Raw genomic sequence first — 25355 nt, 5'->3', positions numbered from 1 at the left:
CGAGCAGGGGGGAACCCCCAGGCGGCGCGGGCGGCAACCGGCCGGCGCCGGGCGAGCGCCGGGCTGGCGCACCCATCCCCGGCCGGCCACAGTGCCGGTGCAGGCAAAGGCCGGGCGCGCAGCCCGTCCGCAGTGCGGCGCAGGTTGTCCACAGGCTGAGGAGGGGCACGGCCAAACCGCCGGAGGACCAGGCACTATGGGCCCATGACTGAGAGCAACGGGTCCGTCTCGCAGGGACGGCAGCAGAGCCAGGAAATGCCGGACTGGGAGAAGCGCTTCCGCGCGCCCCGTGTGTCCCTGCCGGACTGGGCCGAGGACGCCCCGGACCGGTCGCTGTTCGTGTCGAACGCGACCGGGACGTACGAGCTGTACGCCTGGGACCGGGCGAGCGGCGAGCAGCGCCAGGTGACCGACCGGCCCAACGGCACCACGGACGGCGTGCTCTCCCCCGACGGCCGGTGGATCTGGTGGTTCGACGACAAGGACGGCGACGAGTTCGGCGTCTGGCGCCGCCAGCCCTTCACCGGCGGCGCGGACGAGCCGGGCGCCCCCGGCCTCGGCCCCTCTTACCCGGCGGGTCTCGCCCTGGGCAGAGACGGGCGTACGGCGGTGGTGGGCCGCTCCACCGACGAGGACGGTACGACGATCCATCTGGCGCGCGAGGGCCAGGAGCCGGTGGAGATCTACCGGCACCGGGAGTCGGCCGGCGTCGGCGACCTCTCGCACGACGGCACGCTGATCGCCCTGGAGCACACCGAGCACGGCGACGCCATGCACTCCGCGCTGCGCGTGGTCCGCCCCGACGGCACCACCGTCGCCGAACTGGACGACACCAAGGGCGGCACGGTCGAGCTGGGCCTGGAGGTCCTGGGATTCGCTCCCGTCGACGGCGACACCCGGCTGCTGATCGGGCACCAGCGCCGCGGCCGCTGGGAGCCGCTGGTGTGGGACGTGGCGACCGGCGAGGAGAGCGACCTGGCGCTCGAGCTGCCCGGTGATGTGAGCGCCGAGTGGTATCCGGACGGCAGCGCCCTGCTCATCGCGCACAGCTTCGAGGCGCGCAGCGAGCTGTTCCGCTACGACCTCGCGGCGCGCGAGCTGACGAGGATCCCGACCCCGCCGGGCACGGTGTCGGGGGCGACCGCCCGCCCGGACGGCGCGGTGGAGTACCTGTGGTCGTCGTCCGCCGAACCGTCCGCGGTGCGCTCGACGGTCGGCGGTGTGGTCCTGGACCCGCCCGGCCTGAAGTCCCCCGGCTCGGTGCCGGTGGAGGACGTGTGGGTGAAGGGGCCCGGTGGCCGTATCCACGCCCTGGTGCAGAAGCCGGCCGGGGTCAGCGGGCCGCTGCCCACCGTCTTCGACATCCACGGCGGTCCCACCTGGCACGACAGCGACTCCTTCGCCGCGGGCCCGGCCGCCTGGGTCGACCACGGGTACGCGGTCGTGCGGGTCAACTACCGCGGCTCCACCGGGTACGGCCGGGCGTGGACCGACGCCCTCAAGCACCGGGTCGGCCTGATCGAGCTGGAGGACATCGCCGCGGTGCGCGCCTGGGCCGTCGAGTCGGGCCTGGCGGATCCCCAGCGGCTGGTCCTCACCGGCGGTTCCTGGGGCGGTTACCTCACCCTGCTGGGGCTGGGCGTGCAGCCGGACCTGTGGACGCTGGGCATCGCCGCGGTGCCCGTCGCCGACTACGTCACCGCCTACCACGACGAGATGGAGGCGCTGAAGGCGATGGACCGCACCCTGCTCGGCGGCACCCCCGAGGAGGTCCCGGAGCGCTTCGAGGCGTCCTCGCCGATCACCTATGTCGACCAGGTCAAGGCCCCGGTCTACATCTCGGCCGGGGTGAACGACCCGCGCTGCCCGATCCGCCAGATCGAGAACTACGTCAAGCGGCTGCAGGCCCGCGAGGCCGTCCACGAGGTGTACCGCTACGACGCCGGGCACGGCTCGCTGGTCGTGGACGAGCGGATCAAGCAGGTTCGGCTGGAGCTGGACTTCGCGGAGCGGTACCTGCCGAAGCGGTAGGGGTCGTCCCTGCCGGTGCTCCGGTGGAACCAGCCGCCGGGTGGGGCAGTCTGTCCCCTCGTGGGAACGGTTCCGAGTCAGAGCGCCCCGGCCGACGCGGCCGCGCACATGGTGGTGTGCGGGGACGACGCGCTCGCGCACCGGCTGGCCGCCGAGCTGCGCGGTGTGTACGGAGAGCAGGTCACGCTCGTCGTGCCGTCCGCGCAGCGCACCGTCCGGCCGCCGGTCGTCGGCCGGGCCCGGGCGGTGTCGGCGGCGCTGCTGGACCGGGTGGTCGGCGCCGCCGTCAGCCTCGGCGCCGCGGGCGGTGCCAACGGCGGTGCCAACGGCGGTGGCAACGGTGGTGGTGACGCGGCCGGCCGGCAGGAGCGGCTCGTGGAGGCCGTCGAGCCGACCGAGGTGGTGCTCGCCGACGCGGGCGTGGAGCGGGCGGCCGCGCTGGCGCTCGTCTACGACGACGACGAGACCAACATCCGTGCCGCCCTCACCGCCCGCCGGCTCAACCCGCGCCTCCCGCTCGTCCTGCGGCTGTACAACCGGCGGTTGGGCCAGCACATCGAGGAACTCCTCGACCAGGCAGCCGCGTTGGCGACCGGCGAGGACACCGGCGACGCGTCGACGACCGTACTGTCCGACGCCGACACGGCCGCGCCCGCGCTGGCCGCGGCCGCCGTCGCCGGCACCACCAAGGTCGTACAGACCGAGGGGCTGTTGCTGCGCGCGGTCGAACAGCCGCCGGGGCGCGGACAGCAGACCACCCCCGGCCTGGCGACGCTGGCGCTGCTGTCACCGCCCGGGGGCGGCACGCCGGGTGCGGAGGGCGGTGACGAGCGGGGCCCCGAGCTGCTGCCCGACACGGCGGCGGTACGCCAGGCCGCCGGGCGGTGCGGCCGGGTGGTGCTGGAGCAGGTGGCGTACGCCGGTGACGGCACGTCGGCGCCGGTGGCCGGGGCGCGGCGCGGCATCGGGGGCGTCGTACCGCCGCTCGGGTCGCTGTTCTCGCGGCGGCTGCGCTGGTCGCTGGCCGGGCTCGCGGGCTGTGTGCTCGCCCTCGCGGTCGCCCTGTGGCTGGTGACCGGGGTGCATCCGCTCGGGGCGCTGTATCTGACGCTGCTGGACCTGTTCGCCATCAACGATCCGGCGGTCGGCGCCACCACCGGCCGGCAGATCCTCCAACTCCTGTCCGGGCTGGTCGGGTTGCTGCTGCTGCCGGTGCTGCTGGCCGCGGTGCTGGAGGGGCTCGGCACCTTCCGCAGCGCGTCCGCCCTGCGCAAGCCGCCGCGCGGACTGAGCGGGCATGTGGTGCTGCTCGGCCTCGGCAAGATCGGCACCCGGGTGCTGACGCGGCTGCGGGAGCTGGACGTGCCGGTGGTGTGCGTGGAGGCCGGTGCGGAGGCGCGGGGGCTGGCCACGGCGCGGCGGCTGCGGGTGCCGGTGGTGCTGGGGGACGTGACGCAGGAGGGCGTCCTGGAGTCCGCCAAGATCCATCGGGCGGCGGCGCTGCTGGCGGTGACCAGTTCCGACACCACGAACCTGGAGGCGGTGCTGTACGCCCGCGGCATCCGCCCCGACCTGCGGACCGTGCTGCGCCTGTACGACGACGACTTCGCGACCGCGGTGTACCGCACCCTGCGCGCCGCGCACCCGCACGCCCGGACCCGCAGCCGCAGTGTGTCCCACCTGTCGGCGCCCGCCTTCGCGGCGGCGATGCTCGGCCGGCAGATCCTCGGCGCGATCCCGGTGGAGCGGCGGGTGCTGCTCTTCGCGGCGGTGGACGTCGCCGGGCATCCGCAGCTGGAGGGCCGCACGGTGGGCGAGGCCTTCCGCGCCGGGTCGTGGCGTGTGCTGGCCCTCGACACGGCGGCGTCGGCCGAGCAGCCGGCCGAGCCGGACGCGGCGGAGCCCCGGCCGTCGGGTCTGGTGTGGGACCTGCCCGAGACGTATGTGCTGCGCCCGCAGGACCGGGTGATCCTGGCGGCGACCCGGCGAGGTCTTGCGGAACTGCTGGGCCGGCGCGGCCGGGCGGCCGCTCAGCGGACCTGATGCGGGACCCGTGCGGCGGACGGCCGGCCCGGACGCCGGGAGTCCCAGCCCAGTCCGGCGAGCGCCCGCGCCCGCGCCTCCACCACCGCCATGCGGGCCCGGCGCTCGACCGGGTCCACGTGGGAGGCCTGGCCGGTGACCTGGCCGTCCCACTTGCGGTAGTACAGGCCGACCTCCCGCGTGAACCAGCCCGGGCTGACCGCGTCCAGGGCGAGCAGCAGGCCCGTGTCCTCGGAGGCCGGCAGCGCCATCCAGCCGCCGAGGGCGAGCAGCAGGTCGCGGCGGACGAAGAGGGTGGCCGGGTGGACCTGGGCGCGGTAGTCGTTCGCCGCCCAGAAGCCGAGCACCGCGCCCCGCTCGAGCGGCCCCTCGTCCGGGTCGCCGGGGAAGCCCACGGTCGTGCCGTCCGGCAGCAGGTCCAGAGCGCGGGAGGTGGCCCACCCGAGTCCGGGGTCGGCCTCCAGTGCGGCCAGGTCACGGGCGAGCGTGCCCGGGGCGAGCCGGTCGTCGGCGTCGAAAACCTTCACATACTCACCGTCGGCGTGCGCGAGCGCGAGGGTGCGGGCGACACCGGGACCGCCGCGGCGCCCCTGCCGGAAGGTGATCCGGGGGTCGTCGGGGACGTACGGGCGTACGGCGTCGCTCTCACCGTCCTGCTGGATCACCCAGTGCCACGTCCAGCCGTCGGGCAGCACCTGCGCACACAGCGAGGCATGGGCGTCGGGCAGAAAGGGCGCCGAGGGAGCGTGGACCGCGGTGACGATGACGACGCGCCGGCACACGGGCGACCCCCACCTGCCTTTCCGTAACAGAGACGAAGCGCTCAGCAAGGAACCCGGTCGCTGATGACGGGGGAGACACCAGCGACCGGGCCGATTCCAGCGTAACAAGCCCTCCGTACACCGTGGAGGCACCGGTCACCCTCTTTTGCACGCTGTGGAAAGGTGACCTCTGTGCGAACCGTCCGGCCAGGTGAAAGATGCGCCGCATGACTCCCTCCGCGAGCCTGCTCGCCGTGTTCGCCCACCCGGACGACGAGTCGCTGTCCGCGGGTGGTCTGCTGGCCCGGCAGGCCGAAGCCGGGGCGCGCACCGCCGTCGTGACGGCGACGTGGGCCGAGGGCACGGGACGCACCGTCGAGCTGGCGCAGGCGCTGCGCGTCCTGGGCGCCGGTGAGCCACGGCTGCTCGGTTACGCCGACGCCCGCGTCCCCGACTCCGCGCCGGGCGCGGCCCGCCTCCTGGACGCACCGCTCCAGCAGGCGGTACGGCGGCTGGTGGCGCACATCCGCGAGATCCGCCCCGACGCCGTCGTCACCCACGACGCCCTCGGCGGGCTGACCGGCCACCCCGACCACGCCCGCACCCACCGCGTCACCGCGCTCGCGGTGGCCGAGGCCGGCCGGCCCGAGCTGCATCCCGGCACCGGCGCCCCATGGCGTCCGCGCGCCCTGTACCTGGCCACCCACCCCGACTCCGCCGCCCGCGCGCTGGGCCCGCGCCTGATGCGCCCCGGCCGCCCGACGCACAGTGTGCCCGACGCGGAGGTCACCACGACCCTGGACGTGCGCCCCTGGCTCCCGCGCAAACTCCGCGCGGTGCTCGCCCACCGCAGCGAGGTCGAGCGCGGCGCACTGCCGGGCCGCGTCGCCGCACTGCAACCAGCTGAACAGGAGCGGCTGATGGGGACGGAGTGGTACATCCGCCGGGACGGCGATGGTCTCGCCGAGGCCTAGGGCTCCGGGCACGGTGGGTCGTAGGACAGGCGGGGCAGGTATTCGTGCCATTTCTCTGCGGTCAGGACGCCCCGGGTGGTCGCGCAGATGTGGTGGATCGCCGTGTCGACGTCCAGGCTCCACAGGCGGACCGTGTCCGCGCCGCTGGAGACGCCGAGCATGCGGCCCGTCGGGGCGAACGACAGGAAGCTGCCCGTGCGGGCCCGGGCGCTCATCGCCGCGCCGATCGGCTCCGCCGAGGAGGGGTCGGCCACGTCCCACAGCCGTACGGTCGTGTCGTTGCCGCCGCTGGCCAGGGTGCGGCCGTCCGGGCTGAAGGTCAGGGAGACGACCGCCTCGGTGTGGCCGGTGAGCCGGTGGCCGAAGCCGGTGGCGCGGCGGGGGTCGGTGACGTTCCACAGCCGGACCGTGTCGTCGTCGCTGCCGCTGGCCAGCGTGTGGCCGTCGGGGCTGTAGGCGAGCACGTTGACCGGCCCGCGATGCCCGGTGAGGGGGCGGCCGCGCGGCACGGTGTGCGCGGGGTCGGTGACGTTCCACAGCCGGACCGTGGCGTCCGCGCTGCCGCTGGCCAGGGTGCGGCCGTCCGGGCTGAACGCGAGCGTGTAGACGTACCCCTGGTGTCCGGTGAGGGGTGTGCCGAGCGGGCGGGGGCGGGCCGGGTCGGTGACGTTCCACAGCTGGATGGTGCGGTCGTCGTAGGCGGACGCCAGGACCCGGCCGTCCGGGCTGAACGTCAGCGCGTCGCCCCCGGCGTAGCGGATGTGCAGCGCGAGCGGCGGGGCGTAGGCCACGGGGTGCGCGGGATCGGTGACGTTCCACAGCCGTATCTCACTGCTGGCCATGAGGACGGCCAGGGTGTGCCCGTTCGGGGAGAACACCATCCGCCGGATGTGGCCCTGCCCGGGGGGAAACGGTTGTCCCAGGCGCACCGGCCGCCCCGGCGCCGTGACGTTCCACAGCCGGACCAGGCCGTCTTCGGCGGCCGTCGCCAGGACGCGCCCGTCCGGACGGAAGGCACCGACATGCCCCGCCATGTCCGACGTCGGCACCGACCACAGCCGCACCCTCCCGTCCCCGCTGCCCGTCGCCAGCGTCCGCCCGTCCCGGCGGAAGCCGACGGTGTACATCTCCCCGCTGCCGCCCGCCAGCGGCTCTCCGACCTGCGAGGGATACGCCGGATTCGTCACGTTCCACAGGCTGGCCGTGGAGTCCGCGCTTCCGGCCGCGAGCAGGGTGCCCTGCGGATTGAACGCCACCGACCAGATCGGGCCCGCGTGCCCGGTCAGCGGTGCGCCGAGCCGCCGCGGCCGGCGCGGGTCTGCCACGTCCCACAGCTGCGCCGTGTCGTCGGCGCTGCCGCTGGCCAGGGTCCGCCCGTCGGGGCTGAACGCCACGGAGTGCACGGTCGCCCGGTGCCCGGTCAGCTCCGCCGGCAGCTGCCGCGGGCGGTGCCGGTCGGACAGGTCCCACAGCCGGATCGCCGCGTCGTCCCCGCCGGCCGCGAGAGTGCGCCCGTCCGGGCTGAACGCCACACAGCGCACGGCGGCCCCGTGCCCGGCCAGCGGTTCCCCGAGCGGCTTCGGGCGGGCCCGCTCGGCCAGGTCCCACAGCCGTACCGTGTGATCCTCGTCGGCGGAGGCCAGGGTGCGGCCGTCCGGGCTGAACGCCAGCAGGTAGATCGTGCCCGCGTGCCCCCGCACCGGAGCAGTGAGCGGACGCGGCCGGGCCGGGTCGGTGACGTCCCACAGCCGGATCGTGCCGTCGTCCGAGGCGCTGGCCAGGGTGCGGCCGTCGGGGCTGAACACGGCGCTGCTCACCCAGCTGGCGTGCCCGGTCAGCGGCCGGCCAAGTGGTTTCGGGCGCCGCGGGTCGGCCACGTCCCACAGCCGTACGGTGCGGTCGTAGCCGGCGCTCGCCAGCAGGCGGCCGTCCGGGCTGAACGAGGTCAGGTACACGGCACCGGTGTGTCCGGTGAGCGGGGTCGCCAGCGGCGCGTTCACGATCGACACCAGCCGGTTGCGGGTGCCCTCGTCACCCGGCCGCAGCCGGTGCGCCACCAGGTCGATCTGCGCGGACAGCGACGGGTCGGTGTCCTGCACCCGGTCCGCCTCGGCGACGACCTGCTCGAACACGGCGTCGTCGCGCTGCTGCCAGGCGACCACGGCCGCACCGGCCGCCACCACCGCGAGCGCCACCAGCGCCGACACCGCCGCCCGGCTGATCCACACCGTGCGCCGGCGCAGCCGTACCGAGGCGGCCAGGAACTCCACCGCGCCGCGCGTGAGCAGGGTGTCCCCGGCGCCGTGCGCCCAGTTGCGGGCCTGGTCCAGCCGGGAGCCCCGGTACAGCAGCGAGGAGTCGCGGTGCGAGGCCTCCCAGGCCCGGCCGTCCTCCTCCAGCCGCTGGCGCAGCAGGTTCCCGGAGCGGTCCTCGTCGATCCAGTCCCGCAGCCGCGGCCAGGCGTGCAGCAGCGCCTCGTGGGTGATCTCCACCGTGTCCGCGTCCAGCGTCACCAGCCGTGCCCGGACCAGCGCCTCCAGCGACTCCTGCGTCTTGTCCGGATCGGCGGCCTCCGCGGCCAGCTCCCGCCGGGTACCGCGCCGCCGGGTGGCCTGTGTGTCCTCGCCGAGGCGCACCAGCCGCAGCAGCAGCAGCCGCGCGGCCGTACGCGCCGCCGGGTCCAGGTCCGCCCAGGCCCGCTCGGCCGTCGCCGCGACCGCGCCCTGGATCCCGCCCGCCGCCCGGTAGCCGGCCAGCGTCAGCCGGCCGCCCTTGCGCCGCTGCCAGGTCGCCAGCAGGGCGTGCGACAGCAGCGGCAGCACCCCCGCGTCGTGCGCGCCGCGCGGGCCGTCCGCGCCGACCTCCCGCACGATCAGCTCGGCCAGCCCCGCCTCCAGCTCCAGGCCGACCGCCTTGGCCGGACCGGTCACCGCGTCGCGCAGCTCGGCGCCGGTCAGCGGACCGAGCACCATGTGCCGGTGCTGGAGGGCGTCGGCCAGCTCGGGATGCGCGAGACAGCGCTCGTAGAAGTCGGCACGAATGCCGAGGACGACGAGTACGGGGGGATCCTCGCCCGCGCAGACGGCGTGCAGCAGCCGGACGAAGGCGCGCCGCTCGTCCTCGTCGGCGCAGAGAGTGAACGTCTCTTCGAACTGGTCCACGATGACCACCGGCCGGGTCCCGTCCCCGGCCCAGGCGGCGACGGCGCCCCGCACGGCGTCGGGGTCGGGGCCCGTGGACGGTTCCTCCGGGGCCTCGGGCGGCCCGGGGGAGGCCGCCGGCAGCCCGGGGACACGGCGGCGCAGTTCGGCGAGGGGATGGGGGCCCGGCACCATCTGCACCACGGTCCGCTCCGGGCCGTCGTCGAGGACGCCCTCGCGCAGTGCGGGCACCAGACCGGCGCTCAGCAGGGACGACTTTCCCGCGCCCGAGGCGCCCACCAGCATCGCGAGGCCACCGGTGCGCTCGGCCGAGCGCAGCAGTTCCACCAGGCTGTCCGTGCTGCGCCGCCGGCCGAAGAACCAGCGCGCGTCCTGCTGCCGGTAGGAGGCCAGCCCGCGGTAGGGGCACACCCCGCCGGGCACGGACGCGTTCTCCTCGGGCTGCGGCGGGTCCTGTCCGGAGTGCGCGGGGCGCTCCACGACCGGGTCGGCCACGGCGCTCTCCCACAGCCGCTGCCACTCGCCGAGGTCGTACAGGCCGGGACTCACCGGGGTGGGCTGCGAGCGGCGGGCCTGAGGGATGAGCACCTGGAGCACCGCGGCGAGGGCGGGGAACTGCGCGGGTACGTTCCGCGCCCGCCGCCAGTCGCTGATCCGCTGCGCGGACACACGGACGGGTCGCCCCCGCTCGTCGACGCGCTGCAGCCGGACCACGGCCTCGGCCACGCGCTTGAGCGGCGGGTTACCGGCCTCGCCGTACAGCAGCGCGAGCCGTTCCGCGAAGGCCGTGCGTGCCCCTGAGTCGGAACTCAAGGTGTCCCACCCCTTACTTCCCCCGCGTCTTCCGTCCGGACCGGAAAACTCACCCTATACGGCTGACCTGCGCGGACGCCGCCGGACGAACGGATCGGCCTCCTCCGGACGGGCCCGCTCTGGCAGGATCCCAGATCCGCCGCTCTCGACCCGCGCCGACCGCCGATACGGCCCGGGTCGATACCGTCCGCACCGCTCGGTACCGGTCCGCACGAGGGGAGGGACCGGTGCCGGACGGTGCGACGGGCGGGGTCTCGCCTTGGGTGAGGGGAACGCCGGGTTACGGCTTGCCGGCCTGGGCGAGGGTGTGGGCGACGAGGGCGTTGGCGTGGCCGTGGCCCAGTCCGTGTTCCGTCTTGAGCAGGCGCACGAGGTCCATGTGCTTCGCGGGCAGCGCCGCCCGGATGACGTCCTGCCACTCGGCGATCGGACGGCCGTACTTCTTCTCGATGGAGGGGAAGTAGGAGGCGGGTCCCTTGACGGCGTCGGTCATCTCTGCGGCTCCCTCGTCGTGCTGTCGCTCTTTTCGTGTCACGTCTTATGACCGGTGACCGGGCGACGACTGATCGGCCGGTGGGAGTGGGCTGCGTCACATGCCGGTTTCCGGCCTCCCGCACGGGCCCTGCTACCCCGCTGTTGAGTCTTTCAAGCTTGCGCAATCCGCGGACCATTACACTCGCCAGTCCTCACCTTCCTCCGGGGGACGTATGACGTGTGGTGGACCGCCGGCGCCCGAGCTCGCCGTCGTTTTCGAGCGGGTGCTCGACCGGGCCCTGGAGTGCGGACCGGTCCGGGACGCCCTCGGCCGCGCGGCCGGCGCGGTCGACCGCGAACAGCTGCGCAACCGCGCGGTGCGCGAGCGTACGGCCATCGCCGCCGCGGCGGAGGCCGAGTACCGGGACTACGCCCGCCTGCTGCCCACGGCGTGCGGACCCGCTGCCGACGCCGCCGCGGGACCGGCCGGCGCACGCCGGGTCCTGCCTCCTCCGGCGGTGCTCCTGCCCGGCGTGTCCGCAGTGGTGGCGGCCGCCTTCCTGCTGACCGGGTACGGCCTGCGCTTCTTCGACGGTCGCCCCTACGTGGGCGACGGCTTGCTCACGGCGGGCCTGCTGATCGGTGCCCTGGCCGTGGGAGCGGCGGTCGCCGACGTGGTCTGGCTGTGGGCGACGGGGCCTCGGGAGGCGGATACGGCGGCCGACACGGTCGTAGACGCCGAACGGGCCAGGGAGCTGTGGGAACTCGCCCTGCTGGAGCGCGGGGTCGTGCCCTTCCTGCTCGACCGGGTGGGGGAAGCGCTGACGGGGGAGCAGGCGCCCAAGGGCTTGTCCTGATCCGCGCGGGTCGCAGGGGCGTCGCCGCCCGGAGCAGGCACAGCAGGATGACAGCCGAGTCGGCCGACAACAGCGCGGACAGCACGGCCCCGGTGGCCGCCGTCCACAGGGCCAGGCCCACGGCGGTGAAGAGGGACGGCCACGCCCGCACGGCGGGCGCCGGCCCGCGGAGAGCGGCGACCCGCCGGGGCGGGATCCGACCAGTCGTCCGGCAGGGGATTGCCCGGCAGTTGCGCGGTGCCGACCACCATCAGCAGCGCCAGGCACGCGGTGCTGCACAGGGCCATGACCGTGGACACGCCGGTCAGCAGCACCGTCGCCGTACGGGGATGCGGGCGCCCTTCGGCCAGGCGCTCCTCCGCCAGGCGCGCGACGGGTCAGGCGGTCAGCGGCAGCACCAGCGGAAGGAAGACGAAGATCCCCGTCCGCCGCTCCTCTCTCCTACCGCTCCTCGCCACCGGCCCGGTCCAGCAGTTCGCGCAGCAGTTGCTCGTCGCCCTCCGGCAGCCCGGTGACGAAGCTGGCGAGCACCGCCCGCCGGTCCTGTTCGCCGTCCAGGACCTTGCGCATCCGCAGCGCGGCGAGCCCGGCCGGGTCCGCGGCAGGCATCCACACGAACGACCGCCCCTCACGCCGGCGCGTGACGGCGTTCTTGGCCAGCAGGCGGGCGAGCACCGTCACCACGGTGGTGTACGCGAGGCCGGCGGCCAGACGCTCCTGCACCCAGCCCGCGGTCACCGGCCCGTCGGCCTCGTGCAGCGCGGCGAGCACCCGCGTCTCCAGCGTGCCGTTGGCCCTGCGCCGACGGTGCGACTGCGGCTCCGGTTCCCGCACGCCGCCTCCCTTCCGCCTCCGCTCGCCCGGTTCCCCGTGGGGTGAGCGTCACATCGTACAAAGGCGCGGTCGCTCGCAGCCGTACGAACGAAGGCGGTGGGGCACCCCTTCTACGATGGGTGGGCGCACAGGCGCCTGCTGGGAACAGGGTGGGACGGGAGAGGGCTGTGACGGAGAGCGCCGGGGGCTTCGAGGACCCGCCCGCCGAGGTGCTGGCGGAGGCGGCCGCCGCGTTCGGACTGCTCGCGTCGACGGCCCGGCTCCACCTGATGTGGGCCCTGTCGCAGGGCGAGAGCGACGTGACGCACCTCGCGAACCGGGTGGGCGGCGCGCTGCCCGCGGTCAGCCAGCACCTGGCCAAGCTGAAGCTCGCCGGGCTCGTGCGCTCCCGGCGCGAGGGGCGGCGGCAGATCTACTACATCGACGACCCCGATGTCGTCACGCTGGTCCGGGTCATGGTCGGCCAGATGACCGCCCGCGCCGACCAGCCCGCCGTTCCGGCCCACCGGTTGCGCCGGATCGGCGGCTGAGAGCGTTACGACCCCGAGGCGGTCACGGCATCGTGCTGTGACGGACGTCGCGGAACCGCACGTGGCTCACGTGCCTCCCCTGTATAGGGATGGTGGTGCCGGACAGGTGCCGTACTGCCACAGCTCGATGTTTGTTAGATTGCGCAATTACGCAAGCAAAGTGCCCGAGCGAGCGTTCAGGGGAGTGGCAGATGAGCGAGCCGTGGAACGGCCCGGGCGGCCGGACCACGCGCAACCGCGGCACCCGGGTGCCCGGCGGGCGCGGACCCGGGGCGGACGACGGGCACGGGCCCGGGCCCGGTCCGGACGGCGGGCGCCGTACAGCGCAGAGGCCGCCCCGTCAGCGGGACCGCCGAGGCGAAGGCGCCGGCCCACAGGGCGCCGGCCCGCAGGGACGCTCCCGCCCGAACGGCAGCGCACGCCGACGGCCCCGGCAGCTCGGGCGGGGCAGGCGCCTGCTGAGGGCCGCCGGAATCTGCCTCTCGCTCCTCGTCCTCGTCACGGCCGGCGCCGGCTGGTGGTTCTACGAGCACCTGAACGGCAACATCAACAGTGTCTCGCTGGACGGCAAGGGCGGCACGGAGACGGCGGACGCCTTCGGCCGTACCCCGATCAACATCCTGGTCATGGGCTCGGACGGCCGCACCAGCGAGGAGGACTGCAAACTCGGCGGCGGCTGCGCGAAGACCGGGGTGCAGAGCGGCAGGAACGCGGACGTGCAGATGGTGGTGCACATATCCGCCGACCGCTCCAACGCGACCGTGATGAGCATCCCGCGCGACACGATGACGCAGGTCCCGGCGTGCGAGAACGCGTCGACCGGCCGCTCGACCCGCGGCTACTACGGCCAGATCAACAGCGCGCTGGAGTACGGCCCGGCCTGCCAGGTGGCCACCGTCCACCAGCTCACCGGCATCCCCATCGACCACTTCGTGCAGCTGGACTTCTCCGGCGTGGTGAAGATGTCCGACGCGGTCGGCGGCGTCTCGGTCTGCGTCAGCGACGACGTCTACGACACGTACTCGCACCTGAAGCTTTCGCGGGGCCCCCACACGCTCAAGGGCGTGGCGGCCCTTCAGTTCGTCCGCTCCCGGCACGGCTTCGGCGACGGCAGCGACCTGGGCCGTACCGTCTCCCAGCACATCTTCCTCAGCGCGATGATCCGCAAGTTCAAGAGCGCGGGCACGCTCACCGACCCCACCGCGGTCTACGACCTCGCCGACGCCGCGACCAAGGCGCTGACCGTGGACGACGGCCTGGACAGCGTGCGCAAGCTGGTCGGGCTGGCGACGGACATCGACAAGGTCCCGACCAACGCCATGACGTTCACGACGATGCAGACCGCCCCCGACCCGCGCAACCGTGACCGTGTGGTGGTGGGCCCCGGCGCGAAGACGCTCTTCGCGACCATGGCGAACGATCAGTCGCTGTCGGCGGCGCAGGGCGCGAAGCCCTCGACGACGGCCTCGCCCACCGGGGAGGCCACCGCCGCGCAGTCCACGCCGCCCGTCCCGGCGTCGCAGATCGCGGTGACGGTGGAGAACGGCACGGCGATCACCGGCCGGGCCTCCGCGGTCGCGACGGCGCTGACGGAGCAGGGCTTCAGCCGGAGCACCAGCACCGCGAACGCCCCGAGCCGCACCGCGGCGACGACCCTCACCTACGGCGCGGGACAGAAGGCACAGGCCGAGACCCTGGCGAAGGCACTGAACCTGCCGGCCCCCCATCTCAAGGAAGGCACCGGCGCGGGCCTGACCCTGGTGATCGGCAGCGACTGGCCGTCCGGCATGAGCTACCCGGGCACCGCCTCAACCCCGGCCCCTGCCGACACCAAGGCGGCCACGACCGACGCCCACGCCCAGACGGCCGACCAGGCCAAGACGTGCGCCAAGGTCAGCCCGTACAAGACGGTCGAGCTGAACGGCGTACCGATGACACCGGCCCAGGCGTACACGGCAGCCCGGACCCGACCGGACTCGGACGCGTGAGCCCCTCACCGCTTGCGTAAAGCCGTCGGCGTGCCGACGAGCGGGAGGACGAAGGGGAGTTCCTCTTGCGAATCTGTATTCGATCAATTCCGGCAGCGAAGAGACCGATCAAGCCACATGCGGTTCAGTCCCCTTGCCGGAGCGCGGCGGGAAGGCAGCATGGTCGGGCGTGAACAGCGCGCCGAGCCGCACAGAGATCGCCGGGGGTGTTCGTGGATCAGGCATGGCCACCGTCCACCTTTCTCGGCCGGTTGCGCGACGCGACGCGCGTCGAACTTCTGCGGCAGGGGACGCCGATCACCTATCCGCCGCATCGCGCGCTGCTTCAGCAGGGCGACGACAGCAGGCACGTCCTGCTGCTGACGAGCGGGGTGGTCAAGGTCGTCGCCAGTACGGAGAGCGGCTACGACATGCTGCTCTCGGTGCGCATAGGGGGTGACCTGGTGGGCGAGATGGCGGCGTTCGAGGAACGGCCCAGGTCCGGCACGGTGATCGCGTGCGGTGACGTCACCGCACGGGTCATCCAGGTGGGAGCCCTGGAGACCTTTCTCACCCGTCATCCGGACGCCATGCGGGCCATCCTCCACATGCTGTGCGCCCGGCTGCGCTGGGCCAACCGGCGCCGGATCGACTTCCGGGCCTACGACTCGCTGACCCGGCTGGCCCGGGTGCTGGCCGAGTTGAGTCAGGCATACGGCCAGCCCCTGCCGGACGGCGACGGCAGGCGGTGCGACCTCGGCGTGACGCTCACCCAGGGGGAGCTGGCCTCTTTGGCCGGTCTGGCGCTCAACACGGCCGAGAAAAGCCTGGCTGCTCTGACCGCCAAGGGACTGGTGGAACGCAGTTACCGAACCATAACCATCTGTGACGTTCCGAAACTGCTGGAATTCGCCAAAGTCGTGGCTCACAACCCGTACTGATACGGGATCAGTTCCCGGCCCTTCTCCTAGCCTCTCGTGCACGCGCTACATAGGCGGTGTTCGCCTATGGCCGCCTGCCCAGAGAGGAATGATCGGGTGGTTGAGTGGCCCGGGTTCTACCCCTGCACATGCATAGCCGTGGACGCACAGGCCTACGGGGAGAGGAACGACCGCAGGCAGTCCGAAACCCAGCATGACCTGCCGCGCCTCCTCGACCGCGCCGCCAGGGGCGCCGGTTACGACCGCGCTCAGTGGCAGATCCAGCGCAAGGGCGACGAGCAGCTCGCGGTGCGTCCCGTGGACGGCACCGAGCCGCGTCTGGTCGACGACTACGTCCGCCATCTCGCCGCGGAACTGCGCGAGTACAACTCCGAGCGCGTCCCCCGGGCCCGGCTGCGGCTGCGGACCGTGGTGCACCAGGGACTCGTGGAACTGGCGGACAACGGCTTCGCCGGTAGGCCGTGGTGGCCACGGCGCGTCTGCTGAACGCACCCGCCCTCTACGACGCCCTCGCCGCGCACCCCGAGGCTGACCTGGCGGTGCTGCTGTCCGACGACGTGTTCCGGTCCCATGTGGCCGGTGGCCACACGACGTTGCGCACCGGGGACTTCACCCGCGTCGCCGTGCACGTGAAGGAGTACGAGGCTCCGGCCTGGCTGCGCGTGCTCGCACTCGACGCCGCCACCGCCTCACACGAGCACGGTTCCGCGGCCCCGGCGTCAGGGGAGCCCACGGCGGGGCGGCCCGCGCCTGCCGCCGCGGGCGGCGCGCCGGGGATCAGCAACGACTACCGTGCCGACAGCATCAATGTGACCAACATGAGCGGACCCGTGGACGCCCGGGGCGCGGTCTTCGGCTTCGGGAGCACCGGTGCCTGACGCCTCCGACCCGGACGGCGGGCCGGTCGCCACGGACCTCCCTTCTGCCGGGGAGTACGAAGCACCCGACACGTCACAGGAGGCACCCGCGGCACCGGACGACACGGGCCACGCGCCGGCCGGGGAGGCGGGCCCCGGCCGAAACGCGGCCCCCGAACGGCGCAAGGAGCCGGACGAGCGCGAGGAGGACGAGCGCGGCTACGACGATCTGAGCCGCGTCCACCAGCTCGTCAACAACAACTTCTACGGTGTCGTCGACGCCTCCTCAGCCGCGTTCGGTTTCGGTACCGCCTCGTCCCCAGGACTCGCCCCCGGCACCATCGACCCCGAGAAGGCCGACCGTGCCCTGCGCTTCTACGTCCCTCCGCAGCCCTGCTTCGACGAAGCACGTACCAAGCTGCGCGACCACGGGCTCGTCGTGCTGACCGGCGAGGACAACTGCGGGCGCAGTGCCGGCTCCCTCGCTCTCCTCAGGGCGGTCCTGGGTGAACAGGCCAGGCTCCGCTCCTTGTCACCCGCCAATGCTCTCGCCGACCTGGCCGGCTCACGGGACCTCAAGGCAGGACAGGGGTACGTCATCGTCGACTACGTCGGCGAACTGCACGTCGAGGCCGTGCAGGCGTACGGGATCGAGCGGTTGAGCGAGAAGCTGCGCCGCCAGGGTTCGTATCTGGTGATCACGGCGGGGGACACGGCCCATCGGCGGCTGGCGCTGCGGGACCACTGCGTTGCCTGGCAGGCCCCGGATCCCGTGGTGCTGTTCGAGCACTGCAGGAGCCGGTTGCCGCACGCCCCCCTCGAAGCGGACGCTGAGCGGGAACTGCTGCGGCGGATCGGCGAACAGCGACGGCCCGCGGACGTCGTCGCCGCGGCCGTGACCCTGTCCCGGGAAGGTGCGGAGTCGGCGCTGGACACCCTGAGGGACCGGTACCGGGAGCGGGTCCACGAGTGGTTCAGCCGAAGGCCGTCCGCGGGCGACCTGCTCCCCCTCGCGGCCCTGGCCTTCGTGGAGGGCATCCCCGAGCGGAAGTTCGAGAGGGACTGTGCCGCGCTCGCCGCTCATGTGCGCACGTTCGAACTGAGCGGTGAGCAGACGCTCGCGGAGCTGGGCGGCTCGACAGCGACACCGCTGAGCGGCGCCGTGGACGACCAGTCCCGCGTCCGGTGGCGGGAGCACGCGGTCGGGCTCGTGACGACCGAACACCGGCCCGGCCCGGGACGTGACGCCGGCCGTAGCGAGCGGCGCCTGGTGTTCACCTCGCCCCGCATCCGTGAACTGGTCATCGCCGAACTGCACGAGCTGTACGGCTACGCGCTCTGGTACCCGATGCGCCAGTGGCTGAGCGAACTGGCTCTGCTCGCTGACCTGGAGACCCGCACCGAAGTGGCCCGGGGTGTGGCACTGCTGGCCCGGTACGCGCTGGTCGAGGTCGACGAGAACCTGCTGAAGGTGTGGTCCGACGGCTTCACCAGCCAGCGGGTGACCGCCGCCCTGACCCTGCAGTTCATGTGTGAGTCCGAGCACCTCGCTCCGCAGGCCCTGAACACCGTGCTGAGCTGGACGGACAACAACGGCCCCGGCCGGGCGGTGACGGCGGCCATGGCGCTGACGGGCCGCCTGGGCTCGCTGTACCGCATGGAGGCGCTCAACTGGCTGTGGTTCCTGACGCACCGCGGCGAGCGCATCGCCTTTTCGGCCCGCCGTTCCCTGGTCCTGCTGCTGCAGAGCGCCGAACAGGACCCCGAGCGGGCCCTGCTCACGCTCCGGTACGCACGGACCGTCCTTCGCAACGCGGCGCCTGGTTCCCGGGAGCGGGTGATCGCGCTGCGCAACGCCGCGCAGCTTCTGGAAGCCGCCCGGCTGGACGCTCCCGAGCCCGTCGCCGCGGCCCTGCTGCGCGCGGTCCCGGACAGTGCCCGCCACCTCGGGGCGCTGTGGGCGGATGTCCTGCACAGCAGCAACCGCAGCAGGGCCGTCGGCGCGCTGTGCCGGACGCTGGTGCAGCTGCGCGACGACCCGTCCGTGACGGAAGCCGTGCGCGAACTCGGCGACGTCATGCGGGATGTCATGAGCCCGCGCCAATGGGCGGCGCTCTGCCGGCACCTGCCCATCGCCCTGAGACACCCCGACTACGCGATCCCCGGAACCCGGGAGCTGGCGCAGGTGCTCCTCGGCACACTGCGCGGCCGGCCGGGAGGCCGCAAGGGCCCCGCCACACCCTCCCTGTCCACCCCATCCTCCCCTTCCGCTGAAGGAGGCCGAGTCAAGTGAACTACCCCGTCATAACCGAGCACATCCTGGCCACGGTGCAGGGCGCCTGGTGGTCCCGGCGCCGCCGCCGGGAAGACGTGCCCCCGCTGCCGCCCGGCGCCGCCTACGTCTTCCGTACCGGCGGCAACTACCGCTTGTTCCCCGAGGGCATGGTGTTCGACCCGGCCCATCCCGATGTGCTGGACGCCTCCTCCGTCAGCCTGGTCGACACCCGGGCGCGTCTGGTCGACGTGGACCGCCCGCTGCCCTCGGTGAGCGAGGCGGACACCTTCACGATGCGGACGTCCTTCACCTGCCAGGTGATCGATCCGGCCGTCGTCGCCCGGCAGGGCATCATCGACGTCACCGTGCCCCTGCGCGCCTATCTGATGGGCGACGGCGAGCTGCCGAGAGTGAGTGCCGGACACCGTGTGGAGGAGATCAACGCGGTGCGCGCCGAGGTAGGCCACCGTATGACCGCCTACAGCGCGATCGTGCCGCCGCGGGTCGCCGGCATGAGCGTGGAGTTCGTCAGCGCCGAGGTGCACGCCGCCTCGGACGACCTGCGCAACTGGGAGCAGAAACTGCGTGACGAGCGGCGCGCCTGGGAACTGCAGCGCGGCCAGCGTGACTTCGAGACCGAGGACGCCCAGCGGATCGCGGAACTGTTCGCCCAGGGCTCGGATCACGTGGACGCCTTCGGTGTCGCCCGCAAGGAGATCGACGTCACCGAGGTCGCGGCGCGCATCCATCGGATCACCGAGGAGGAGTCGGTGCGCCGGCACAAGGCCGAGGTGGCGGACCGGACCCACGCGCACGCGCAGGAAACGGCGGAGGTGCAGCTGCGCCGCGAGCTGCTGCTGACGCTGCTGCGCCAGATGGGCGGCAGCGAGTACGTCGACTACCACCAGGTCCTGGACCAGGTCCTGCGGGAGACCGGCGGCCTGGCATCGCCCGTGGCCGGGTCCGCCGCCGACTCCGTCCGCATGGTCGAGTCGGGTCCGGCCGGCCGCGGTCGCGCGGCTGACGGCCGCGACGGCTCACGCGACCCGCAGGGTGGCTTCGTCAAGGACGAGGACGATCTCGTTGACTGACTTCGCGACGAACCACGTGACGGCTTCCCGCAACGCTTCCAGCAAGGCGAAGCGCCAGGCCGCTGAGGGCGGCACGGCCACCCGGGCGGCGCGCGGCACCGGTCAGGGCGCCGCGTCCCGTGCGGTGAACGGCCGGGCCACCGCCCGCACGACGGCGCGCGGCACTGGTCAGGGCGCCGCGTCCCGTGCGGTGAACGGCCGGGCCACCGCCCGCACGACGGGGGACGGCCCCCGGCCGGGCCCGTCCGGTGACGCGATGCCGGCGCCGGCTGCCGGCCGCCGCCCGATCGTCCTCGACGTGGCGGGGCGTCTGCGCACCCTGACCGGCGTCGACGAGGAGCTGCTGGCGCGGGTCCGGTACGAGCGGAGCAAGTACACCGCACTCGGCGGGGTGGTGTTGGGCACGTCCGTCATCGCGGCGTTCTCCATGTGGAACTTCGCGAGCGAGGCACTCGGTCGGCCCTCCCCCGTCGCGCTGGTACCCGCGGCCATCTGGATGCTGTTCGTGCTCAACCTCGACCGCTGGCTGGTCACGCCACAGCCGAACGCGCGGCGACGGGTCGGGCCCCTGGTGATGCGGCTGCTGATCGCCCTGTTCGTCGGCGTGGTGATCGCCGAACCGCTCGTGCTGCGCATCTTCCAGACGGCGATCGAGAAGCATGTCGCCGATGAACGCTCCGACGCCATCGACCAGTTGCGCACGAACCTGATCCGCTGCAACCCCGTACCGTCCACGACGCAGACCGCCACCCCGGCGGGCTGCGACACGGCGTACATCCTCTCCTTCGGCGCGGCGCCCGGCGAGCGGGCGGAGGAGCTGACCACCCTGCGCTCCGACGCAGCCGCGTTGCAGAAGCGTGTGGACGGGGAGACCAGCACACTGGACGCCATCGATTCCGAGGTGCGGGACGAATGCCGTCGGCTGATCTACGTGGTGGCAACGGGACGTCTTGAGCGGACGTCGGAGTGCCTGCGCCTGCGTGAGAAGGCACAGGACTACCGCAACACCCACCGCACCAAGGAGAACGAGCAGCGACTCGCCGCCATGAACAGCCGCATTTCGGTGATGGAGAGTGAGCTGACCTCGTCCCGGGGCGACTTCCGCAAGGCGCGGGCCGACGCCATCGACCGGCGGCTGGCCGAGGAGCGGGGCAAGCAGAAAGAGATCGGTGCCCTGGAGCGGATCCGGGCGCTCGACGAACTGGCGAGCGGAAACCCTTCGCTGGCCGCACGCATCTGGTTGGTACGGCTGTTGTTCGTGTTCCTCGACGTGCTCCCCGTGCTGGTGAAGTTCCAGAGCGGCGAGACGACGTACGACCGGATGCTGGCCGACGAGAGCAACAGCGCAGTGAAGATCCACGCCGAGGAGGTCCGGCTCACGGAGCGCCGGGCCCTGGCGAATCTGGAGATGGCCCAGGACAGCATCGAGCAGGAGGTGCGCCGCCACCGCGCCGAGCAGGAGGCGGCGTTCCGGGAACACACCGCGGCCATGAACATTCGGGTCCGGCAGGCGATCAACGCACTGGAGGACGAGATCCGCCGCTCGTCGGCCGTCTGACACCACTGCCTGCTCCGAACAACGACCCGCGGCCGCCTCGCACACGGGGCGGCCGCTTGCCGACAACGCGAAGGAGGAACAGCCATGACCACGCCCGGCGAAGACGCGGGTCCGAGCACCAGCACCCCTTCCGACGGGGGAGCGCAGCTCACGAGGATCATGCTGTCCGAAGTCCGTGAGGAACTCGTCAAGGCCGACAGCAGGGCCGGCATGATGCTGGGGCTGCTGGGCGCGGCCCTGACCGCACTGCTCGGCGCGATCGGCAGCGGCGCCGTCGAGCCGCGGCACTACCCGGTCGCCGCGCAGTTGCTCCTCTGGACGGGCTGCGCCTGTTGTGCCCCGGCGCTCGTCCTGCTGGGCCTGGCCGTGACCCCACGGCTCGGTCGTCCCCACCGCTCCCGAACCCACTACTTCGGCGACGTGAGGATGGCGTCGATCACGCACCTGGAGCAGACCATCCGCCAGACCGACCCCACGGTCCGCGACCTGAGCCAACTGGTGACCCTGTCCCAGATCGCCTGGACCAAATACCGGTGCATCCGCCACGCCCTGATCTGGGGAACCGCATTCTGCGCCCTCACCGTGCTGGGCGTGGTGACGGGAGCGACGGCGTAGCGCCGGCCCACGCGAGGCAACAGAAGACGGCCACGAACCACTCAGGGGCCCGACCCCTCCCAAAAGGGCTGCGCGGAATACCGAGACCGCTGTCCATCCAGGTCGCGGCCGCGCAGGAGGTCGCCGAGGAGAGCCGGCTGGGCAGCATGGTGCAGCAGCCCGTGTCCACGGGCCGGGTGATCGCGGTGACGTCGACTAGCTAGCCGTGACCCGTACTCCCTATCACTTTTGGAACACATTCAGGGAGCCGCGCTTCAACGGCCCCGAGGAGCTCAGTGTTCTGGGGTACTGGGCAAGCGACATCGGGGAATACCCGCTGAACGTTGTCGAAGTGATCGATGTCGTGAGGCGGGCGCGGTCCGAGGTCCCTTTCACTCCGCAGGACTGGAGCGGAAACGCCCGCGGCGCGACCATCAGTGCCCACGGCGTTGAGGTGGAGCACTACTTCGTGACTCACCTGCGGGGCGAGTTCACGCTGGACGAGGCGCTCATTGTCCTGCGGGACCTCTGGGACCACCACGTGCTGCGACGTCCCGAGGAGGCCGGGGACGCCTGGAGCCAGTACGCAGGAAGGACCGGGCGGAACCCGCTCGCCGGCCTTCGTGACCTCACGGTGTGGTCACCGCCGGCGCTCGTTTCAAGCCGTCGCGCTCGTTGAGAACAGAAAGCAAGCACATGTCCCAGGACGTCATCGCTCTGACACCGCGGATGCCCGACACCAAAAGCCTGCTGGCCGCATTGCACGCCGGCGGCCCGGACCTGCGCGTGAACCGGGCCGGTGGAGGAGCCGTCGCTCAGTTGTGCACGGACGATGGGCAGCTCCTGGTCTCCGTGGAAGCACCCCGGTACCTGCAAGTGCCCGGCGAGGCGGAGCGGTTGCTGGGGGCCGGCCTTCGGACAGAGGAACCGGTGTGGTGGACCGAGGTGCGGGCTTCCACCGCCATCGCAAAGGCCAGGCTGCTCGCTGGCTCGGTCGCGGGACGGCTGACGGCGCTGCTCGGCGGCACCACATGGCCGCCCGAAGTCGCCCAGACCGACGTCGTGACCGTGCCCCCCACGGGCGCGGAGACGGTCCCGCCCGCTGACGTGGACGTATTGACCGATGCGGATGTGCTGACCGACAAAAGCGTCATCGTCATCTACGACCGCCCCGTCGTTGCCGCTACAACATGGCTGACCGAAGTGGTGCGAACCGTGGCGCAGGACCGACGGGAGCTGTATCTCGTCACGTCCCCCAATACCCGGCTGAGCCTGCCCACCCGCACCGTGCTGGAGCGCATGCCCGCACGCTGGGTCGTACGCCACCCCGAGAACGGCTACTACGACGCCCTCTCCGGAGCCATACTGCGCTGGCACGACGGACGTTTCACCCCCGCTGCCGACAACGGCCTCCGGATCGCGGACGCCTTCCAGCCTCCCCTCGGCAAGGGCGGTGAACGGCAGTTGCTGCTGTCCATCCGTACCATCTACCCCGCCCACGAGCACCTGGTACTCGGTGGCGCTCTGGAGGATGCTTGGCAGACCCTCACCGGGTCGCCGCCGGCCGGATGGGCCACCGCCGAGCCCGTCAACGTCCCTTGGTCGCCAAGGCAACTGACCGACCTGGCCCGCAGCCGCGCCCGCCAGGCCCAGCCCACCTGGGCGGTCGCGGTAGGCACCGTCGACCGCCCTGCGATCGCCACCTTGCGCATCGCTCACACGCGAGAGGGCGTAGAGGAGCACATCACCCTGGCTCTCGGCTACGCCGCGGACGAGCGAGCCCCGATCGAGTTGCTGCCCCGGCTCGCCGGTTCCCTTGCGGCCCGGCACAACCTCGCCACCATGATCAGCGAACTACGTGTGGCGCGCGCGGACCTGACTATTCCGGCCCACTACGAACCGCCGTCGATACCGGTCTCTCTCACTCTCGGGCCGGATGCCGTGGCCGACCTCGACATCAGCCATGCCCGCAATGCCCTGCCGGACAACACCCCGACTCAGCTCGGCCCTGCCGCTCGCCCCGCCCTGCACTACCCGCTCGGCGACGGCACCGACCCCGCCGCCTGGAAACGCCTGCGACACATCGACGAACACCTGAAATGTGGAAGCGGGACAGGCGCCCGACCGTCCTGACGGACACCGTCCTCTCGGCTCCCGCTGCTGCCCAGGCGCGTGCCCCATCTTCCCCGGCAAGCGGTACCTGGACTGGCAGATCGACGACCCTGCTGGTGAGGGTGTCGAAGCCGTCCGACCGCTTCGGGACGCTGTCGAGCGACGCGTACGCGGCCTGCTCGCCGACCTTGGCATCTCGACGGCGACATGACGGCCGTCAGCCTCGCCAGTCAGCCACCGAACAGGCTCTCCTCGCCGTACTTGCGCAACTTGCGCGACTTGTGCCTGCTCGCGTGCGTACTTACCCTGCGGACCGACACACCAGCGGGCCCCAGCGCGATCGCGCCACCGACCCATGAACTCAGGACTCAGACCTTCATCCCGTTTTCCCTCGTGTGCTGCATCTGCCACGGGGGATCCGCGCAACGCCCTCACGCGAGGCGGGAGCCGTTTGGGAGCCGGACCCACAAGTCGGCTCCCAAACGGCTCCCAAAACGACCCCGGAAACCACTCAGGGGCCTGACCCGCTCTGCGGATCAGGCCCCTGACCTGGTACTACGGCGTCGGGGTGGCGGGATTTGAACCCACGACCTCTTCGTCCCGAACGAAGCGCGCTGCCAAGCTGCGCTACACCCCGATGTCGCTGCTTGTCGCGGCGACGTCGTTTACTTTAGCCCACCGGCGGCTGGAGACGAAATCCGGTTCCGGAGCGCGGGCGCGGGTGGCGGCGCAGTGGGTTGGGGCGGGCGTGGTCGAGGATCACGAGGGCGATCGCCAGGGCGTAGAAGGACAGGCCCAGGAGCAGTGCGTTCGCCAGCACGCTCTTGTAGCCGTGCTGCTCCACGTCGAGGAAGGGGTAGAGGTAGCGGGCCGGTGTGCCGGGCAGCAGGAACTCCGCGCGGACCAGGGAAAAGGCCAGGTAGGCCAGGGGGTACACGAGCCACGTCACCGCCTGGCGCAGGTGCAGGTGGCCGGGGGTGGTGAGCAGCAGCCAGTCCAGGACCGCGGCTGCCGGGGCCACCGTGTGCAGGAGCTGGTTGGCCACCGCCTGCCAGCCGGTCGGGGCGCCGGCGCCGGCCATGGCGAACGGGCTCGCCGTGTTCGCCAGGAGCAGGTGGTAGACGAGGGCCGTGATCACGACGTAGAGCAGCGTGGCGCCGGTCAGGGCCGAGGGGAGGGGGCGGCGGGCCGTCCAGGCGCGGCGGGCCGAGAAGAGGGAGACGACGGCAAGCAGGATGCCGCTCTGGATCGTGAAGTAGGACAGCACTCGCGCGGGGCTGCCCAGGAGGATGTAGAGCGTCACTCCCGCCGTGGCGAGGAGTGTGAGCAGCGCGCGGTACGCCGCTGTGAGCGGGCGGCGTCTCGGGGGGATCACTGCCGCGGCGGGGACCGGTGAGGGCAGTACGGCGGGGTGGGTTCCCGGTATCGCGGGCAGGTCCGGGATGTCCCTGGGTATGGGGGCGGTCATGCTCCCAAAGTTAG

20 protein-coding genes, 1 tRNA gene and 2 pseudogenes are annotated in these 25355 nt (G+C 72.6%); 16 read left to right on the top strand and 7 right to left on the bottom strand.

Annotated features, from left to right (window positions below; all coding sequences use genetic code 11):
* The first annotated feature begins 204 nt into the window (after positions 1-204).
* Both ACF1GV_RS12885 and ACF1GV_RS12880 read left to right on the top strand, forming a co-directional pair.
* Positions 205-2031: a prolyl oligopeptidase family serine peptidase gene (locus ACF1GV_RS12885; RefSeq protein ID WP_391679863.1), complete on the top strand. Its 1827-nt coding sequence runs from the start codon at positions 205-207 to the stop codon at positions 2029-2031.
* Between the two features lie 108 nt (positions 2032-2139).
* Positions 2140-4074 (top strand): NAD-binding protein, encoded by a 1935-nt coding sequence (locus ACF1GV_RS12880; protein WP_391680421.1) that lies wholly within the window; start codon positions 2140-2142, stop codon positions 4072-4074.
* On the opposite strand, the gene ACF1GV_RS12875 is transcribed toward ACF1GV_RS12880, so the two are convergent.
* Positions 4062-4856 (bottom strand): glycosyltransferase family 2 protein, encoded by a 795-nt coding sequence (locus ACF1GV_RS12875; RefSeq protein WP_391679862.1) that lies wholly within the window; start codon positions 4854-4856, stop codon positions 4062-4064. The genes ACF1GV_RS12880 and ACF1GV_RS12875 overlap by 13 nt on opposite strands.
* 206 nt (positions 4857-5062) lie before the next feature.
* On the opposite strand from ACF1GV_RS12875, the gene ACF1GV_RS12870 reads away from it, so the two are divergent.
* Complete coding sequence (locus ACF1GV_RS12870; protein WP_391679860.1) at positions 5063-5809, top strand: PIG-L deacetylase family protein; 747 nt, start codon at positions 5063-5065, stop codon at positions 5807-5809.
* On the opposite strand, the gene ACF1GV_RS12865 is transcribed toward ACF1GV_RS12870, so the two are convergent.
* Positions 5806-9783: a hypothetical protein gene (locus tag ACF1GV_RS12865; protein ID WP_391679858.1), complete on the bottom strand. Its 3978-nt coding sequence runs from the start codon at positions 9781-9783 to the stop codon at positions 5806-5808. The genes ACF1GV_RS12870 and ACF1GV_RS12865 overlap by 4 nt on opposite strands.
* Before the next feature lie 280 nt (positions 9784-10063).
* Positions 10064-10276 carry a DUF4287 domain-containing protein gene (locus ACF1GV_RS12860; protein ID WP_363266360.1) on the bottom strand — a complete coding sequence of 71 codons (213 nt, stop codon included), beginning with the start codon at positions 10274-10276 and terminating at the stop codon, positions 10064-10066.
* A 214-nt stretch (positions 10277-10490) separates the two neighbouring features.
* Between ACF1GV_RS12860 and ACF1GV_RS12855 the strand changes: the two genes are divergently transcribed.
* The gene (locus ACF1GV_RS12855) at positions 10491-11114 is read left to right on the top strand and encodes a hypothetical protein (protein ID WP_391679856.1); all 624 of its coding nucleotides are present in this window, start codon (positions 10491-10493) and stop codon (positions 11112-11114) included.
* A gap of 191 nt (positions 11115-11305) precedes the next feature.
* Here ACF1GV_RS12855 and ACF1GV_RS12850 read toward each other — a convergent pair.
* A pseudogene (locus tag ACF1GV_RS12850) lies at positions 11306-11479 on the bottom strand (M56 family peptidase); the annotation flags it as partial.
* A gap of 76 nt (positions 11480-11555) precedes the next feature.
* On the bottom strand, positions 11556-11948 hold the full coding sequence (locus tag ACF1GV_RS12845; RefSeq protein WP_391679854.1) for a BlaI/MecI/CopY family transcriptional regulator: 393 nt from the start codon (positions 11946-11948) through the stop codon (positions 11556-11558).
* 167 nt (positions 11949-12115) lie between these two features.
* Between ACF1GV_RS12845 and ACF1GV_RS12840 the strand changes: the two genes are divergently transcribed.
* From ACF1GV_RS12840 to ACF1GV_RS12785, 12 genes and pseudogenes are all read left to right on the top strand, one after another.
* Positions 12116-12478 carry an ArsR/SmtB family transcription factor gene (locus ACF1GV_RS12840; RefSeq protein WP_391679852.1) on the top strand — a complete coding sequence of 121 codons (363 nt, stop codon included), beginning with the start codon at positions 12116-12118 and terminating at the stop codon, positions 12476-12478.
* A gap of 191 nt (positions 12479-12669) precedes the next feature.
* Positions 12670-14466 carry an LCP family protein gene (locus ACF1GV_RS12835; protein ID WP_391679850.1) on the top strand — a complete coding sequence of 599 codons (1797 nt, stop codon included), beginning with the start codon at positions 12670-12672 and terminating at the stop codon, positions 14464-14466.
* 212 nt (positions 14467-14678) lie between these two features.
* On the top strand, positions 14679-15386 hold the full coding sequence (locus ACF1GV_RS12830; protein WP_391679849.1) for a Crp/Fnr family transcriptional regulator: 708 nt from the start codon (positions 14679-14681) through the stop codon (positions 15384-15386).
* A 96-nt stretch (positions 15387-15482) separates the two neighbouring features.
* Entirely contained in the window at positions 15483-15872 is a 390-nt protein-coding gene (locus ACF1GV_RS12825) for a hypothetical protein (RefSeq protein WP_391679847.1), read from the top strand.
* A complete protein-coding gene (locus ACF1GV_RS12820; RefSeq protein ID WP_391679845.1) occupies positions 15851-16264 on the top strand; it encodes a hypothetical protein in 414 nt (137 codons plus the stop codon). Before ACF1GV_RS12825 ends, ACF1GV_RS12820 begins: the two co-directional genes overlap by 22 nt.
* Positions 16257-18536: a hypothetical protein gene (locus ACF1GV_RS12815; protein ID WP_391679844.1), complete on the top strand. Its 2280-nt coding sequence runs from the start codon at positions 16257-16259 to the stop codon at positions 18534-18536. Before ACF1GV_RS12820 ends, ACF1GV_RS12815 begins: the two co-directional genes overlap by 8 nt.
* On the top strand, positions 18533-19609 hold the full coding sequence (locus ACF1GV_RS12810) for a hypothetical protein (protein WP_391679843.1): 1077 nt from the start codon (positions 18533-18535) through the stop codon (positions 19607-19609). Before ACF1GV_RS12815 ends, ACF1GV_RS12810 begins: the two co-directional genes overlap by 4 nt.
* Complete coding sequence (locus tag ACF1GV_RS12805; RefSeq protein WP_391679841.1) at positions 19602-21167, top strand: DUF4407 domain-containing protein; 1566 nt, start codon at positions 19602-19604, stop codon at positions 21165-21167. Before ACF1GV_RS12810 ends, ACF1GV_RS12805 begins: the two co-directional genes overlap by 8 nt.
* A gap of 84 nt (positions 21168-21251) precedes the next feature.
* Complete coding sequence (locus ACF1GV_RS12800; RefSeq protein ID WP_391679840.1) at positions 21252-21782, top strand: Pycsar system effector family protein; 531 nt, start codon at positions 21252-21254, stop codon at positions 21780-21782.
* 205 nt (positions 21783-21987) lie between these two features.
* A complete protein-coding gene (locus ACF1GV_RS12795) occupies positions 21988-22440 on the top strand; it encodes a hypothetical protein (RefSeq protein ID WP_391679838.1) in 453 nt (150 codons plus the stop codon).
* Complete coding sequence (locus tag ACF1GV_RS12790; protein WP_391679837.1) at positions 22398-23894, top strand: DUF6177 family protein; 1497 nt, start codon at positions 22398-22400, stop codon at positions 23892-23894. Before ACF1GV_RS12795 ends, ACF1GV_RS12790 begins: the two co-directional genes overlap by 43 nt.
* 28 nt (positions 23895-23922) lie before the next feature.
* A pseudogene (locus tag ACF1GV_RS12785) lies at positions 23923-24084 on the top strand (phosphotyrosine protein phosphatase); the annotation flags it as partial.
* A gap of 352 nt (positions 24085-24436) precedes the next feature.
* Here the strand turns inward: ACF1GV_RS12785 and ACF1GV_RS12780 are convergent.
* Positions 24437-24510 (bottom strand) — tRNA-Pro (locus ACF1GV_RS12780).
* Positions 24511-24543: 33 nt separating this feature from the next.
* A complete protein-coding gene (locus ACF1GV_RS12775; RefSeq protein WP_391679835.1) occupies positions 24544-25341 on the bottom strand; it encodes a Pr6Pr family membrane protein in 798 nt (265 codons plus the stop codon).
* Positions 25342-25355: the final 14 nt, after the last annotated feature.

The sequence above is a fragment of the Streptomyces sp. NPDC014006 genome, from assembly GCF_043088925.1.
Taxonomy (GTDB): Bacteria; Actinomycetota; Actinomycetes; order Streptomycetales; family Streptomycetaceae; genus Streptomyces.
The sequence above is the reverse complement of the archived record's forward strand: the minus strand, read 5'-3'. Positions and strand labels throughout refer to the sequence as shown.

What these genes read in the sequence shown, in the direction of transcription:
- ACF1GV_RS12880 (WP_391680421.1), top strand. Translation starts at nt 2,140, where the DNA reads ATGGTGGTGTGCGGGGACGACGCGCTCGCGCACCGGCTGGCCGCCGAG.
- ACF1GV_RS12800 (WP_391679840.1), top strand. Translation starts at nt 21,252, where the DNA reads ATGACCACGCCCGGCGAAGACGCGGGTCCGAGCACCAGCACCCCTTCC.
- ACF1GV_RS12775 (WP_391679835.1), bottom strand. Translation starts at nt 25,341, where the DNA reads ATGACCGCCCCCATACCCAGGGACATCCCGGACCTGCCCGCGATACCG.
- ACF1GV_RS12835 (WP_391679850.1), top strand. Translation starts at nt 12,670, where the DNA reads ATGAGCGAGCCGTGGAACGGCCCGGGCGGCCGGACCACGCGCAACCGC.
- ACF1GV_RS12860 (WP_363266360.1), bottom strand. Translation starts at nt 10,276, where the DNA reads ATGACCGACGCCGTCAAGGGACCCGCCTCCTACTTCCCCTCCATCGAG.
- ACF1GV_RS12885 (WP_391679863.1), top strand. Translation starts at nt 205, where the DNA reads ATGACTGAGAGCAACGGGTCCGTCTCGCAGGGACGGCAGCAGAGCCAG.
- ACF1GV_RS12855 (WP_391679856.1), top strand. Translation starts at nt 10,491, where the DNA reads ATGACGTGTGGTGGACCGCCGGCGCCCGAGCTCGCCGTCGTTTTCGAG.
- ACF1GV_RS12870 (WP_391679860.1), top strand. Translation starts at nt 5,063, where the DNA reads ATGACTCCCTCCGCGAGCCTGCTCGCCGTGTTCGCCCACCCGGACGAC.